Source organism: Desulfobaculum senezii, assembly GCF_054657395.1.
This window is the reverse complement of record NZ_BAAHYU010000005.1, coordinates 176246-190357: the sequence shown is the minus strand read 5'-3', so window position 1 is coordinate 190357 and position 14112 is coordinate 176246. Positions and strand designations below refer to the sequence as shown.

General features: G+C 57.2%; 12 protein-coding genes. 5 read left to right on the top strand and 7 right to left on the bottom strand.

Features of this window, described 5'->3' with window-relative positions; genetic code table 11:
* Positions 1–235 precede the first annotated feature (235 nt).
* Positions 236–676, bottom strand: coding sequence for a flavodoxin (locus tag ACYQ2T_RS17375; protein WP_459902116.1), 441 nt, complete (start codon positions 674–676; stop codon positions 236–238).
* A 391-nt stretch (positions 677–1067) separates the two neighbouring features.
* Here ACYQ2T_RS17375 and ACYQ2T_RS17370 point away from each other — a divergent pair, with 391 nt between their 5' ends.
* Complete coding sequence (locus ACYQ2T_RS17370; protein WP_459902115.1) at positions 1068–1877, top strand: class I SAM-dependent methyltransferase; 810 nt, start codon at positions 1068–1070, stop codon at positions 1875–1877.
* A 118-nt stretch (positions 1878–1995) separates the two neighbouring features.
* On the opposite strand, the gene ACYQ2T_RS17365 is transcribed toward ACYQ2T_RS17370, so the two are convergent.
* From ACYQ2T_RS17365 to ACYQ2T_RS17355, 3 genes are all read right to left on the bottom strand, one after another.
* Positions 1996–3768 carry a methyl-accepting chemotaxis protein gene (locus ACYQ2T_RS17365; protein ID WP_459902114.1) on the bottom strand — a complete coding sequence of 591 codons (1773 nt, stop codon included), beginning with the start codon at positions 3766–3768 and terminating at the stop codon, positions 1996–1998.
* A 331-nt stretch (positions 3769–4099) separates the two neighbouring features.
* Positions 4100–4516 (bottom strand): MarR family winged helix-turn-helix transcriptional regulator, encoded by a 417-nt coding sequence (locus ACYQ2T_RS17360; RefSeq protein ID WP_459902113.1) that lies wholly within the window; start codon positions 4514–4516, stop codon positions 4100–4102.
* 8 nt (positions 4517–4524) lie between these two features.
* Complete coding sequence (locus tag ACYQ2T_RS17355; RefSeq protein WP_459902112.1) at positions 4525–5286, bottom strand: urease accessory protein UreH domain-containing protein; 762 nt, start codon at positions 5284–5286, stop codon at positions 4525–4527.
* A 309-nt stretch (positions 5287–5595) separates the two neighbouring features.
* Here ACYQ2T_RS17355 and ACYQ2T_RS17350 point away from each other — a divergent pair, with 309 nt between their 5' ends.
* From ACYQ2T_RS17350 to ACYQ2T_RS17340, 3 genes are all read left to right on the top strand, one after another.
* Positions 5596–5934, top strand: coding sequence for a YhdT family protein (locus ACYQ2T_RS17350; protein ID WP_459902111.1), 339 nt, complete (start codon positions 5596–5598; stop codon positions 5932–5934).
* Positions 5931–7418: a sodium/pantothenate symporter gene (gene panF, locus ACYQ2T_RS17345; RefSeq protein WP_459902110.1), complete on the top strand. Its 1488-nt coding sequence runs from the start codon at positions 5931–5933 to the stop codon at positions 7416–7418. The genes ACYQ2T_RS17350 and panF overlap by 4 nt, the downstream gene beginning before the upstream one ends.
* Before the next feature lie 352 nt (positions 7419–7770).
* Complete coding sequence (locus ACYQ2T_RS17340; protein ID WP_459902109.1) at positions 7771–9936, top strand: methyl-accepting chemotaxis protein; 2166 nt, start codon at positions 7771–7773, stop codon at positions 9934–9936.
* Positions 9937–10040: 104 nt separating this feature from the next.
* Here ACYQ2T_RS17340 and ACYQ2T_RS17335 read toward each other — a convergent pair whose 3' ends face one another.
* A complete protein-coding gene (locus ACYQ2T_RS17335) occupies positions 10041–10307 on the bottom strand; it encodes a hypothetical protein (RefSeq protein WP_459902108.1) in 267 nt (88 codons plus the stop codon).
* Between the two features lie 403 nt (positions 10308–10710).
* On the opposite strand from ACYQ2T_RS17335, the gene ACYQ2T_RS17330 reads away from it, so the two are divergent.
* The gene (locus ACYQ2T_RS17330; RefSeq protein WP_459902107.1) at positions 10711–11691 is read left to right on the top strand and encodes a calcium/sodium antiporter; all 981 of its coding nucleotides are present in this window, start codon (positions 10711–10713) and stop codon (positions 11689–11691) included.
* Positions 11692–12394: 703 nt separating this feature from the next.
* On the opposite strand, the gene ACYQ2T_RS17325 is transcribed toward ACYQ2T_RS17330, so the two are convergent.
* Together ACYQ2T_RS17325 and ACYQ2T_RS17320 are read right to left on the bottom strand one after the other, a co-directional pair.
* A complete protein-coding gene (locus ACYQ2T_RS17325) occupies positions 12395–13390 on the bottom strand; it encodes a hypothetical protein (protein ID WP_459902106.1) in 996 nt (331 codons plus the stop codon).
* A gap of 11 nt (positions 13391–13401) precedes the next feature.
* On the bottom strand, positions 13402–14094 hold the full coding sequence (locus tag ACYQ2T_RS17320) for a hypothetical protein (RefSeq protein WP_459902105.1): 693 nt from the start codon (positions 14092–14094) through the stop codon (positions 13402–13404).
* Positions 14095–14112 lie beyond the last annotated feature (18 nt).

Here is a 14112-nt window from a genome sequence, read left to right as displayed (position 1 = left end):
ATGATTCTCCTGCGTCACGGGGTGCTGTATTCTGCAACAACGCGTTCTTGCCTCAACGCCTCACAGAAAGCGCGATCCACACAGCACTACTGCGCCCCCGGCTTCGGCGCAAGCGCCTGTGGCGGCGCGCTCCCCTGCATTGATGCAAAAATCATTCTCCCCCGCCCACACAAAAAGAGGGAACAGCCCATGGGCTGTTCCCTTTCATACTCATGCGGTGGCGTGGCGAAGCGGATTACAATTTGGCGCTGATGGGGGCGAGCCAGGTGGCGACGTCGTCCGCTTCGGGGTCGCCGTCAATTTTGAGGGTGTCGCCAAGGAGGATGGCACCGAGGGATTCGGACTTTTCTTCAATGACGTCAACCGCGCCGCAAAAGTGCTCGTAGGAGGTGTCGCCGCATCCGAAGACGGCGACCTTTTTGCCGCTCAGCCCGGCCTTGTCCAGATCGTCATACAGGGGGATAAAGTCGTCTTGGAGTTCAATCTCGTCGTCGCCCCACGTGGAGCAGCCAAAGAAGACGGCGTCGTAGCCTTCCGCAAGGTTCTCAGCGCTGACATCGCCTGCGCTCTGCACCTCGACAGTATGCCCGCCGTTGGTCAGTGCCTTGGCGATAACGTCGCTCACGCTTTCCGTGTTGCCCGTGGTGGAACCATAGACGACCAGTACTTTACTCATACAAACCTCTCTGCATATCGAATTGATATCGTGCTCACGCAGAGCACCGGGCTTTCCCGCACGGGGAAAGCAGTTCCATACAGTGAGGCGTTCTCTGCGGCAGCATTGCTGTGTGGTCCGTGTGCGTCATTGTTCGTCGTCCTGTGTGTGGCCTTGTGTATCCTTGTGCATCGTGCACCCGCGCCTTGGCACCAGTGCGCATCATGTCGCCGCCACGGGGCGGGAGAAGGGCCGCGCGGCGGGCTCGGGCTACGCGCCCTTCACCCCGTTCCCCATGTGTGCTCCACCCCTACCACTCTTGATATTGACTTTCAACATCAATCAGCGCTAGGTGTGAATTTCCTCATTCATTCACATCACCCGATTTTTCGGGCGGTTCTTGGAGAACACCATGCAGGACTCATTGACGGGCATTCCGGAAACCATGCTCATTCCCCTTTGGGCGCGGGCCGTGGAAACCAACAAACCACACCCCATCATCCGCGACGAAAAAGCTGTGGAGATGGTCTCCCGCATTGCCTATGACTTTTCGGTCTTTGAAAAATCGTGGATGTCGCAGGTTGGCGTGTCCGTCCGGACCATGCTACTCGACAACGCAACGCGCGACTTTATCGCCCGCCACCCCGGCGCGGTTATCGTCAACATCGGGGCCGGGCTGGATACGCGCGTGGAGCGGATGAAAAACGAAAACATCACCTTCTGGTACGACCTCGACGTGCAGGAATCCATCGGGATGCGGCGGCAATTCTTTACGGAGGGCAAACGCAACGGCTTCCTTGCCGCATCGGCCTTTGACCATGACTGGATGGACCAGATAGACGCCCATGACAAACCCGTCCTGTTCATCTGCGAGGGGCTGTTCATGTACATTGACGAGCGCCACCTGCGCCCGCTGTTCCGCCGCCTTGCCCAGCATTTTCCCGGCAGCGAAATGCTCTTTGACATGCTGCCCCCCTTCCTTGTGGGCAAGGGCAAACACCACGACGCCGTCAATAAGTTAGGGTCGTTCAGCGATTTCAAGTGGGGGCTCAAGAGAAGTCGCGACATCGAAAACTGGAGTCCGGAACTCACCTTCATAGAGGAGTGGGACTATTACGACTATTTCAAGGACCGCTGGAGGTGGTGGGGCTACATAGGCCGGTGCCCCGGACTGCGTCCCTATCTCTCCAACAGAATCGTCCACTTCGGCTTTGCGGCCTGACGCCCCGCCCCGGCCATGCCCCCGCGGCAGCCGCAGCACGCAGCGCACACAACAGCGCCCCCGGAACATGCCGTCCCGGGGGCGCCCGCTTGTTGCCTGTGCGGCAGAGGCGAAGCGTTTAGGCTCCAGCCTCGCGGCGCTGTTCAAGCTGCGCCATCAGCGTGTTCAAATCCTCTGCCAGCTGCGCCACGTTGGCGATGGATTCCACGGACTGGTTCACGTTTTCCGAGGTTTCATTCGCCACGCGGTTCACTTCCGTGGTGCTGCGGGTGATGGATTCACTGGCGGATGCCTGCTGGTCCGCCGCCGTCGCGATGGACTGGATATGGTCGGCAGTCTCGCTGACGATGTCCACAATCTGGCCCAGTGCCTGGCCTGCATTATGCGTCAAATCGCTGCTGCGCGAGACAGCCTCGGCCACCTTTTCCATGGCCGCCATATTCGAATTGGCCCCGGCCTGAATGCCGGTGACAGAGCCACCAACTTCCTTGGTGGCCTGCATGGTCTTTTCCGCCAGCTTGCGGACCTCATCGGCCACAACGGCAAAGCCGCGCCCGGCGTCGCCCGCGCGCGCCGCCTCGATGGCGGCGTTAAGCGCCAGCAGGTTCGTCTGGTCCGCAATGTCGGTAATAACGTTCATAATCTGGCCGATTTCCTCCACGCGGCGCCCCAAATCCTCAAAGGCAATCTGCATGGAATCCACTTGCGAGTTGACCTCGGCCGTAGCTTCCACCACCTCGTGGACAATATCCGCGCCCTCGCGCGCCTTGCTGCGGGCAATGTCGGCCTCCTCCACAGCGCGGGCGGCGTTGCTGGCCACCTCCGCCACGGTGGCGTTCATTTCCTCCATGGCGGTGGCGGTCTCCTGCACGCGGTCGCGCTGCAGACTGGCGCCACTGTTGATGCCCTGCATCTGCTCGGACAGCTCGCTGGATTCGCGCCCAATCTGCGCGCTGATGCCCGTGGCATGCTGCGCCGCAGTGGTCACTTCGCCAAGGAGCGCCGTCACGCGCTGGCGTCCGGCGTCGGCCTCCTCCTGCGCGCGGCGGGCGCTCTCGGCCTGTTCGCGCGCCTTGTCGGCCTGCTCACGCGCTTCGGCCATGCTCACCTTCAGATTTTCCGCCATATGTTGCAGGGCCTTAACCATGTCGCCCACTTCGCCCTGCAGGGCCGAGGCATCAACGGCGGCGTCATAGTCGCCCGCAGCGATGCGCTCTGTGTACGCGGTGGCCTGCCGGAGCGGCCCCAGCACCGCGCGCAGAAGCAAAACGCTCAGCACAACAATAAAGCCCGTGACCACGGAGCCCACAAGGACCACCGTCCGCCGCGCCTCGCGAAGCTGAGAGTCATAGGCCGCAACGGAAGCCTTGTAGAGTTCATCCTTCTGCTTGACCAAGGTCCCAAAATGCCTGCGGGACTTCTGGGCCAGCGGCGTGGCGGAACGCCCGTAGTCCGGATATTTTGTGTAACGCTCCGCCTTTGGCAGGTCGCGCAATTCGCGGGCAAAGCGCCTGCCGTCCTCCACAAAGCCAAGGGCGGCGGACCGGGCCTGCCGCATAAGCTGGCGCTCCTTCTGCGAAGTGGCGGAGGCCTCCAACACGTCAAAATTGGATTTTATGGCGGCTATGCGCGCATTAAGCTTGCCGAGGTCCTTTTCAATGTCACTGCCCAGCATAATGTTACGCGTCAGGCGGCTGATATAGTTCACATCGCGCGTGATGGCGAGGGAAGCCATCTGTCCATCCAAGGCTTCCTGCTTCATGATTTTGAAGTCGCGTTCCACCTGCAATAGTTCCATGAAGGACAGCAGCAAAATGCCCGCAATGGACACAATACAAAAGCCGACCACTCCGGCCAGCTTCACTTTCAGCGTCTGAGCACTCTTCAGCAAGAGACTTCCCCCTTCCTTTCCTCGTCACGTGATTTTCCCCGAATAGCGGGCCTTGTGAAACAAACCACATTCTGAGCAAAAAGGGTTCCACCTTTGCCCAACACACGTTATGGAAGCATAACACTCTGATTTATTGAGATTTCCTGCCCCGCCCGTTCTGAAAAGCCGCCATCCCCCCGGCCCGCACATGCCAACCGCGGGCAACAGTCTGCCTTCTCAAGTTGGCACATCACCCCGTCATACAAGGAAAAACTTCCAACGCACAGCGCCCCGGCAGGAGGACCTGTGTCCTTCCCACCGGGGCGCTATGGTGCGTGTGATGTGACGCGTTCTAGAATTCGCAGTTCATGCGCCGGAAGGCCTCTTCAAGGGCGCGGCGCTCCTCGCTGCCAAGCTGCGCGGTAATGTCGCGTGTCAGTTGCTCGTGCAGGGTGTGGTGCTCTTCGGCAAGGGCTTTGCCCTTGGGGGTCAGTTCCACAAGGATGGACCGGCGGTCCTCTTCATGTGGGCGACGGCGGACCATTTCCAGCCGCTCCAGCTTGTCGATTTGAATGGTCAGCGTACCAGTGGTCACGCCCATGCGCTGGGCGAGTTCCTTCATGCGCAGCGGCTCGTGCGTGCCGAGGATTTCCAGCGTATGCATCTGCGGCAGCGTCATGCCCTGCTCGCGCACCACACTCAGCTCCCACGAGGACAGCTTTTCATAAAATTCCACAATCTGATTTGTCAGATTCGATATATCGTCCACTCTGCCTCCTAGGCCAAGTCAATATAGAGCGACCACGCGCCGAAAACCATCGTCATCATCCCCACAGTGCGCATGACCAGCGGCTCAATCCACGGCTGCTGCAACCGGCGGATCATACTCGTTACCTTGAATATGACGAAAATCACGCCCGCAAGGGCAACGCCGGTGCTCACGGCATACGCGCCAAACACGCCGACCGCGCGGGGGATGCTGGCGGCATCTATCGCGTAGGAATACATCATGGCAAGTGTTGGGCACGGAACGATAACGTTCACAAAACCGATGGTGGCCAGCCCAAGGGCCGTTTTGCGGCGGAGGTCCCCGTTGTGGCTGTGGTGCCCGTGATGGTGGCATGCGCCGTGGTGGTCGTGCGCATGGTCATGCGAACACGTTGCCCCATGATGAGTGTGCCCGCCGTCCTCATGGTCATGATGATGGTCATGGTCGTGGCTGTGGAGCACGTGGGGCTTCACCAGCATAATAGCCCCCAAGATAATAATCAGCCCCGCCGTCACGCAGTCCACCACATAGCGCGCGGACTCCGGCAAACCCGTTGAAAGCGCGCCAAGCGCCACGGCAATGGCAATGCACCCCGCCGCCGTCCCGGTGATGAACGCCGCCGTCAAAAGCGATACGCGCCATCCGCTTTTCTCCCCCGCCACAAAAGGCGCCAGCACAACCCACGAATGCCCGCAGGGATTCACACCATGAATCAGCCCAAGCACAAGCCCACTCTGCACTGCCACAAGAAAATAGGTTCCAGCATCCATACCAACAGCTCCAGAAAGTTTGATTTTCAAACTTTCTAATCCTCGGATAGTTTGAATGTCAAACTAAAATCGCCCATCCTTTTGCGCTTTATGGCGTGGGCGCTTTGCCCGTTTTTGGCAAGCACCCGCCATACGGGAACAAATTCGAGCGCCACAAAAAAACACATAATCATTTGCAAATACCCGCAAAATTCGAGTAGACACATAGCGGCAACCGTGTTTTTGCATTGCCTCGTTACCGCGCCCGCTCCACATGGGGAACGCTGCCCCGCGTGGATGGCGCATTGTTCATCCATCAAGGATTCAAGTATGAGCACCCACAAAACCGACAGCCGCTTTGCGCAAGCCAACCGCGAGGCGCTCCTCGCCCTTGGCGCATACGGGCTGTATTTCATCTGGTGGTATGTCTGCGCCTACGGACTGGGCGACGGCGACCCGGACACATACACATACGTGCTGGGCCTTCCCGCATGGTTCTTCTACAGCTGCATCGTTGGCTACCCGCTGGTGGTGGGCCTGTTATGGGTTATGGTGCGGGTCTTCTTTAAGGACATCCCGCTGGACGACGAAGCCGCCGAGCAAAGCGGCACGGACGAGCCGCCCCGAAAGCGCCCCGCCACCACAACGGCTGGGAGCGAAGCCTCATGAGCGTGCACGTTCAGGCCATAATCCCCGTCATCCTCTACCTTGCCTTCTCCTTTGCCATTGCGCTGTGGGCGCGGGGCAAGGCCAATGCGCAAAGCTCCTCGCAGGGCTTTCTTGAGGATTATTTCATTGGCGGGCGGTCCATGGGCGGCTTTGTCCTCGCCATGACCATTATCGCCAGCTACACCAGCGCCAGCAGCTTTGTGGGCGGACCGGGCGTGGCCTACGCCCTTGGCCTGAGCTGGGTGCTGCTGGCCATGATTCAGGTTCCGGCCACGTTCCTGACGCTGGGCGTTCTGGGCAAGCGCTTCGCCATCATGGCGCGCAAGACCAACTCCGTAACGCTGACGGACTTTCTGCGCGCCCGGTACAAAAGCGACGCCGTGGTCATCCTGTGCAGTGTGGCGCTGTTGGTCTTTTTCATGGCGGCCATGCTGGCCCAGTTTATCGGCGGCGCGCGGCTGTTTCAGGCCGTGACGGGCTATCCCTACATTGTCGGGCTGACGCTGTTTGGCATCTCCGTGGTGTTTTACACCGCCATTGGCGGCTTTCGCGCCGTGGTGCTGACGGACGCCATTCAGGGTATTGTTATGGTGGTGGCGGCTGTTGTGGTGCTCAACGCCGTGGTGACGGCAGGCGGCGGCATGAGCCAATGCATCGCCACGCTGAAAAGCATCGACCCCGGCCTGATCACCCCCACAGGGCCCAAGGACGCCGTGCCACAGCCCTTTATCCTCTCCTTTTGGATACTGGTTGGCCTTGGCATCCTTGGCCTGCCCCAGACCACGCAGCGGTGCATGGCCTACCGCGACTCCCGCGCCATGCACAACGCCATGATCATCGGTACCATTATCATTGGCTTTATGATTCTGTGCGCGCACCTATCCGGCACGCTGGGCCGCGCCGTGCTTCCGGACCTGCCCGCGGGCGACCTTGCCATGCCAAGCCTTATCATGGAATTGCTGTCGCCGTTTTGGGCGGGCGTCTTCATCGCCGGGCCACTGGCGGCCATCATGTCCACCGTGGACTCCATGCTCCTGCTGGCCTCCGCCGCCATCATCAAGGACCTGTATATCCACTACCGCCTTGGAGGCGACGCCTCGCGCATGACCTCCGCCAGCCTCAAAAAAAAGAGCCTCATCTCCACCGCCGTCATTGGCCTGCTGGTCTTTTTGGCCGCCATTCAGCCGCCGGACCTGCTGGTGTGGATCAACCTCTTTGCCTTTGGCGGGCTGGAAGCCGTGTTCCTGTGGCCCATCATCCTCGGGCTGTACTGGAAACAGGCCAACAGCACCGGCGCTGTGGCGTCCATCCTTGTGGGCGTCGGCACCTTTTTCATCCTGACCATCGCCAAGCCGGACATGGGCGGCGTGCACGCCATTGTCCCAACGACGCTGGCGTCCCTTGTGGCATTTGTTCTTGGCTCCTATGCCGGGCCGCCCACCCATCCCCGCGTCATCGACCTTTTCTGGGGGGAGAGCCGCTAGGCTCCCCCCTTTTTCCTTTCTCCCGCCGCGTTTTTCCGCTTTCGCCCACTCCCGCCTCAGCCCAATTCCCCAAAATTGGCTGGGGCAGGCTGATTTTCACCGTTCAACAAAGCTGACCCGCCCCTGTCCGCAAGGCGACACGGCCCGCCCAAACTGTGCGCACAGTCAACAGCAGGAGGCTGTCTTTCGCCTCTTGCCACCCGTCATTCCTGCATTTTTCTCAATACATCCCTAAGTTTCTCAACAATCCTGTCGATAATTTGTCAAAAGACTTACGTATTTCTCACACAATCCTGCTCTCAAGGAACCGTTTTATACAGCGCCGTGCTCCCACGGCCATCAGGAGGCGATCGTGAAGGTGTTTCGAAATCTCAAAACCATGTACAAGATCATGCTGCCGACGACGTTGCTCCTCATCGTCGCGTTTGGCGCAATCGGGTACACCATTTCGCAACAAAGCACGGACGCGCTGCGTCACGTGGCGCAGCGCGAGATGGAGGCCCTTGGCGGAGAGTACGGCAACGCCGTCAAGGCGCGCATTGAGGTAGGGCTGAATCAGGCCGAGGCCTTAGCACGCGCCTTTGCCGGCATGCGCGAAAACGGCGACGTGATGGACCGTGACCTCGCCGTACAGCTGGTCCAAAGCGTTATCGCAAAGAGCACGCTCTATCAGGGCGGCAGCACGGGCTGGGAACCGGACGCCTTTGACGGCATGGACGCGCAGTTCCAAAACGCCCCCTACCACGACAAAACCGGACGCTTTGTGCCCTACGTCTATCCCGAGGGCGGCACGTACAAAGTCACGGCCCTGCCGGAATACGACGTCCCCGGCGATGGCGACTATTATCTGGTGCCCAAGCGCACCCGAAAACCCTTTGTCACGCCGCCCTACCACTACACCATCAACGGCAATGAACTGCTGCTGGCCACCACTTCGGCCCCCATCATGGTCCACGGCTCGTTCAAGGGCGTCGTCACCCTTGACCTGTCCATTCAAAGCCTGAACGACATGGTGGACGCCATCACCCCCTACGACACAGGCTTCGCTTTTCTCATGACCAGCGGGGGGAGCGTGGTGGCGCACCCGAACAAGGACTACGTCCTCAAAAATATTTTTGACGTGGTGAACCTGGAACACGAACGCGACCTGCGCTCCGCCATGGCGCAGGGCAAGCCCTTCTCCAGCGAACACATCTCGCAGGTGACGGGCGAGCGCTCCCTTGTGCAGTACATTCCCATCCCCCTCGGGCAAACCGGGCAGTACTGGTACCTTGGCATCAACGCGCCTATCGCGAAAATCACCGCCGAGGCCACGGCGCTGTCGCAGGCCATTATCATTGCCGCTGTCATCACCGTGCTTCTCCTCCTCGTCGCCCTGTACTTTGTGGCGCGCAGCATCTCAAAGCCTATGGGCATGATGGCATCCATGGCGCAGGACGTGGCGCAGGGCAACTTTGACGCCAAGGTCGATGCCTCAGGATTTGGGGGCGAGATTCTTACCCTGCATTCCGCCATGGAGACCATGGTTGCCGGGCTGGTGAAAAACATCTCCAAAGCCGAGGAGATGACCAAAGAAGCCAAGGACCAAACCGCCAAGGCGCAAGTCGCCCTGCGGGACGCCGAAAAGGCGCGCGAAGAGGCAGAAAACGCCAAGCGCGAGGGCATGCTTGAGGCCGCCGACGAACTGGCGGGCATTGTGTCGCAGGTTTCCAGCGCCACCGAAGAACTTGCCGCGCAGATTCAAGAATCCAACCGCGGCTCCGATGTCCAGCGCGAGCGCACCAGTGAAGCCGCAACCGCCATGGAGCAGATGAACGCCAGCGTGCTGGAAGTGGCGCAGAACGCCGGACAGGCCGCGGAATCCGCAGATCAGGCCCGCAAGGAAGCCGAATCCGGCGGCGATGTGGTGGGCAACGTGGTCACCAACATCACCCGCGTGCACGAAATGTCCACCAGCCTGGAGCGCAGCCTTGGCGAACTGGGCGAGCAGGCGGAGGGCATTGGTCAAATCATGAATGTGATCACGGACATTGCGGACCAAACCAACCTGCTGGCGCTCAACGCCGCCATTGAGGCCGCACGTGCTGGCGACGCCGGGCGCGGGTTCGCCGTTGTTGCCGACGAAGTGCGCAAGCTGGCGGAAAAGACCATGGCCGCAACCAAACAGGTTGGCGAGTCCGTCAAATCCATTCAGAACGGCACGCACACCAACATCTCAAACATGGCGCAGGCCACGGCCGAGGTCACCAAGAGTACGGAACTGGCGCAGCAAGCCGGGGAAGCGCTGGAACGCATCGTCTCCATCGTCGACTCCACCGCTGATCAGGTCCGCAACATCGCCACAGCCTCGGAAGAACAATCCGCCGCCAGCGAACAAATCAGCCACAGCACGGAAGAGGTGAACACCATCGCGCAGGAAAACGCGCAGGCCATGGACGAATCCACCCGCGCCGTCACGGAGCTGACCACCCTCGCAGGTAGGCTCTCCACCGTCATCGACCGCCTGCGCGACGCCTAACCCCGCCGCCCGGCGCCCCGCCATCGCCCCAACCACAACCAAAGCCCCCGGCACAAGCCGGGGGCTTTTTTGCGCCCTCAAGGTGGCGGATGGATGTGGGGTGGTTAGGCTGCCCAATCAATCGCGCCACAATCCGAACATACATACCGCTTGTTCATTACCCACTTTACAACCTGCTTCTTGAACGCAAGCAGCCCGACACCTCCTGTAATGATGCTGATAACTATCGGCATGGCAAGACCTGTCCCTGCAAACAAATACGTAGTCCAAGCCCAAAAGCCGCCTAATGGCATTGCTCCACCGATGATACTCACTAACAAATCAAGCGTAGTTTCTTCCGTATGCCCACACTTTTGACAACGAATTTCCATAACTACCCCCTCAATTCATTGAGTTTTATCCATCAACTCTTCACACAACACACGCAACTCAAATTATAACATACAAAGGCGACATCTCATGCGCAAGAGGCCCTTTTCTCAGGCTTAAGACTCAAAAGGGGGCAACACTTCTATTTCATGAGCTCATTTCCTTTTTATCTCACCCAACACCACGCTTGAGCCCCAACACGCATTTCGCTATAGCTCCATCCTAAGGGATGAACTCCCCACCTGACGGCTCACGGCAACGGTGGCGCGCCCACCGGGCGCAAGCGCTGCCACGCACAAAACGGCCTCACCCAAGGCTGACGACGCACGCCCGTAACGGCCACCGCCGCCACAAGGCCATCAGTCACACACGCCTCACATTCAACACGTCGATAAGGAACATCGAATGGAACTGGCACTTTTCGCTTTGGTCTGCGGCCTTGCACTGCTTGTTTGGAGTGCGGACCGCTTTGTGGAAGGTGCAGCTGCAACTGCACGCCATTTCGGCATGCCTCCGCTGCTCATTGGTATGGTTATCGTCGGATTTGGTACGTCAGCGCCAGAGATGGTGGTTTCCGCCCTCGCGGCGGTTCAAGGCAGTCCGGGCATTGCCCTCGGCAACGCCTATGGCTCAAATATCGCCAACATCGCGCTGATTCTCGGCGTTACGGCGCTCATTCATCCCATCCGGGTGAAGTCCACAGTGCTCCGCTTGGAACTGCCTCTTCTTTTGATCACTACCTTGCTCAGCGCGGCGCTTATTCTGGACCTTTCCATCGCGCGGCTGGACGCCGCGGTTTTGCTTGCCGTCTTCGCCCTGCTGATGACATGGACCATTGTCCAAGGGATGAAACGGAAGCCAGACGCCCTCGGCGAGGAAATCGCCGCGCAGGCCACTGAAAAAAGTATGCCCCTCGCGCGCGCAGTTTTCTGGCTTGTCTGCGGCCTTGTGCTGCTCATCGCCAGCTCGCGCCTGCTCGTCTGGGGCGCCGTTGAAATCGCGCGCGTCTTCGGCGTCAGCGACATGATCATCGGCCTGACCATTGTCGCTATCGGCACCTCACTGCCCGAGTTGGCGTCATCCGTTATCGCGGCGCGAAAAGGCGAACACGACATCGCCCTCGGCAACGTCATCGGCTCCAACCTCTTCAACACGCTAGCCGTGGTCGGCATTGCCGGAACCATCACGCCCTTTGCCGTAGCACCAGAAACGCTCAGCCGAGACATGCTCCTCATGGGCGGCCTCACCGCGTCCCTGTTCATTCTCGGCTACGGCTTCTGGAACCGCCCCGGCAGAATCAACCGCGTTGAAGGAACAGCCCTCGTCCTCGTCTACGCGGCCTACACCACATGGCTCATCCGCTCCGTGGTCGCCACAACCACCTAGGGGCCCTAGACGCACAACAAAACGGCCCTGTGGAGCACAAAGCTCGCCACAGGGCCGCATCACAATCCCCCCACTCCATTTATTACAAAAGAATCTCCCATCTCACAGCTGCTCTCTTCGAGAATACAAACTGGCGGGCGATGGACCAAAGACAATGGAAGACCGCGCCCCCCTGCCTCAAAAAAGGGGGACAATTGGGGGACAAATGTGGGACTGGAATGAATTTGGGCAAAAGAAAAGGGTTCACGTCGATTGCTCAAATCGTCGTAAACCCTTGATATACTTGTGGTAGCCGGGAAGGGAGTCGAACCACTTGAATTAATTGAACTTTGTGAAATCAAAGGAGAAAAAGTCAATTTTTCAAGGTGGTCACCAAAGCATCACCACCAGAAAATTGCCTACCTTGGCGACATACAACCACAAATTTGTCGTCATTAAATTTTAATCAGGAGGCGAGGCCAGTGAAAGCTGGCCTCGCCTTTGGAGTACCATGTCCGCCAAATGGTCCGAACAAACGGGACCACTTTTCAGCGCCTTAAGAAACCTTAAAGGCCTTCCAAGGCGGCCTGGCCTCCTAGACTGAACACTCACACCAAGGTTATAAAAACATGGGGCGACGTCCCATAGATACCATTAACGAGCACCTCAAAACTGTCAGAGAAGAACGCTAGTAGGGCACGCCAATCTCGAGTGTTTACCAATTTTAATCAATCTGTTTTGCCAAACCTGCAAACTCACCTTCCGCTCTAGCGTCTAGGATCCCATCTTCGTCTAGTAGTGGAGTATCAACAAAGACCTTGATCAACTGCGCGCACTTGACGGCTTGCAAGACAATTTCTTTAGCCTCTTTCGAATAGCTACTCCAATTTACACCGTTCTCAGCGATGACTTCCTCCATCTTATTGTTAGCCCGCCTAGAACAAGTTCTAAGTCGAGACAACGACGAGGATGCAAATTGTGTAACGCGTGTAATTTGATCCAATTTGCTGACGACCAAATCAACCTCATCACGATAAAGCTTTGCTTTTTGACGATTTGCCCTGGCCTCGCTTAGTTTTTTTTCCGCCTTAGCACCTAAGATACTACCAAAAATCAAAAGAGCGGGACCGGCAACCATCGCACCAAGAACCATCGTTCCACCAGCTACCCCCAATCCGCCAGCACTTAATGTACCACCACCAATCCACGCAAGCGTAGCATTAGTCGCTGCAGCCCCGCTTAGCGTCGAAATAGCTGTCCCAGTCCCTGCGGAAGCCAAAAGCATTGTGCCGTTATATGCTCCAAAAGCGACGAGAGCTCCACCGCCAAGTGCAGTGGCCCCACCAGATAAAGCTTCCATTGCAAGGTTACAGGATTTTTCCATCTCCTTGACAGCTTCCTGCGAAAAATCTGGATTCCGCAGTTCAGACAAGCCCTTGCTTTCAGACAAATTAACATTTTTCAGTTTGCTATAATTGCAAACAAACCTCTGGAGATTTTTTTCGTATGCCTGTAGCTTTTTAAGACCGAATTTTTCCAAAGAATTGTTACAGGCTAACTTGCTCTTTTCCAAATTTCGATTTGAGGAATATACGATGCTCTCAGCCTCGTCGTTAACATCATCTGCATCGCTACTGTCTACAGCAGCCTTGACGCCTTTGCCTACACCCAAAAGAGCTGCGCCGCCCATAACGATTGGCACCAAAAGTGGCAGTGGCATAACTTTTCCTCCTATTCAGTGATTAGCTCAAGACCATCTTCATAGATCTTCTTAAACGAACGAACGACTTCTTCCATCTCGCCAATTGTTTCAGAATCTAATCCAAGCTCTTTTGCAATAGCTTCAATCGCAAATTTTTCCAGTTTGGCGTAATCCAAGTCTGCGTAAGCCAGGGAAATAAGCTCAAACAACATTACCTTTTTTTCTTCATCAGACAGAGGATCTGTGTCATAATCAGAAACTCTTTCCTCGAAGTCTACAATATGTTGTCTTATTGCAGACTCAATGAGTATTTCACGTCGTTTCTCTAGTGAAATGTGAGGTATCTGCGATATCAACCTGCCACACTCCAAAAGATTATCCCCTGTAAAAATTGGCTTCGATCGATATAAGTCTTCATGTAAGTAACCATACCCTATAGAGGAATATGAGTCTGTATTCTTGTTAAGTCCAAGCTCTACGCTGAATTCATCAAGAAGACTTTGCTCCTTTTTTGAAACAAACCAATCGCCTGAATTTAAACAAGATTTAACCAATTGAAACTCATCGTCATCTTCATCAATGTAAAGATCTCGTTCGAAGGCAACTTTTGTGCCTACGTCCAAAAGTTTTTCATCTTCTGAAGACTCGTGCTCTTGAGTTGATGCCGCAACAATTTTTGCGAAAGCATACATCAGTTCTTTTTTGTCATCATCTTCGATCATCCTGAGATACACAATTTC

What these genes read in the sequence shown, in the direction of transcription:
- ACYQ2T_RS17375 (WP_459902116.1), bottom strand. Translation starts at nt 676, where the DNA reads ATGAGTAAAGTACTGGTCGTCTATGGTTCCACCACGGGCAACACGGAA.
- ACYQ2T_RS17330 (WP_459902107.1), top strand. Translation starts at nt 10,711, where the DNA reads ATGGAACTGGCACTTTTCGCTTTGGTCTGCGGCCTTGCACTGCTTGTT.
- ACYQ2T_RS17355 (WP_459902112.1), bottom strand. Translation starts at nt 5,286, where the DNA reads ATGGATGCTGGAACCTATTTTCTTGTGGCAGTGCAGAGTGGGCTTGTG.
- ACYQ2T_RS17350 (WP_459902111.1), top strand. Translation starts at nt 5,596, where the DNA reads ATGAGCACCCACAAAACCGACAGCCGCTTTGCGCAAGCCAACCGCGAG.
- ACYQ2T_RS17370 (WP_459902115.1), top strand. Translation starts at nt 1,068, where the DNA reads ATGCAGGACTCATTGACGGGCATTCCGGAAACCATGCTCATTCCCCTT.
- ACYQ2T_RS17325 (WP_459902106.1), bottom strand. Translation starts at nt 13,390, where the DNA reads ATGCCACTGCCACTTTTGGTGCCAATCGTTATGGGCGGCGCAGCTCTT.
- ACYQ2T_RS17335 (WP_459902108.1), bottom strand. Translation starts at nt 10,307, where the DNA reads ATGGAAATTCGTTGTCAAAAGTGTGGGCATACGGAAGAAACTACGCTT.
- panF (WP_459902110.1), top strand. Translation starts at nt 5,931, where the DNA reads ATGAGCGTGCACGTTCAGGCCATAATCCCCGTCATCCTCTACCTTGCC.
- ACYQ2T_RS17320 (WP_459902105.1), bottom strand. Translation starts at nt 14,094, where the DNA reads ATGATCGAAGATGATGACAAAAAAGAACTGATGTATGCTTTCGCAAAA.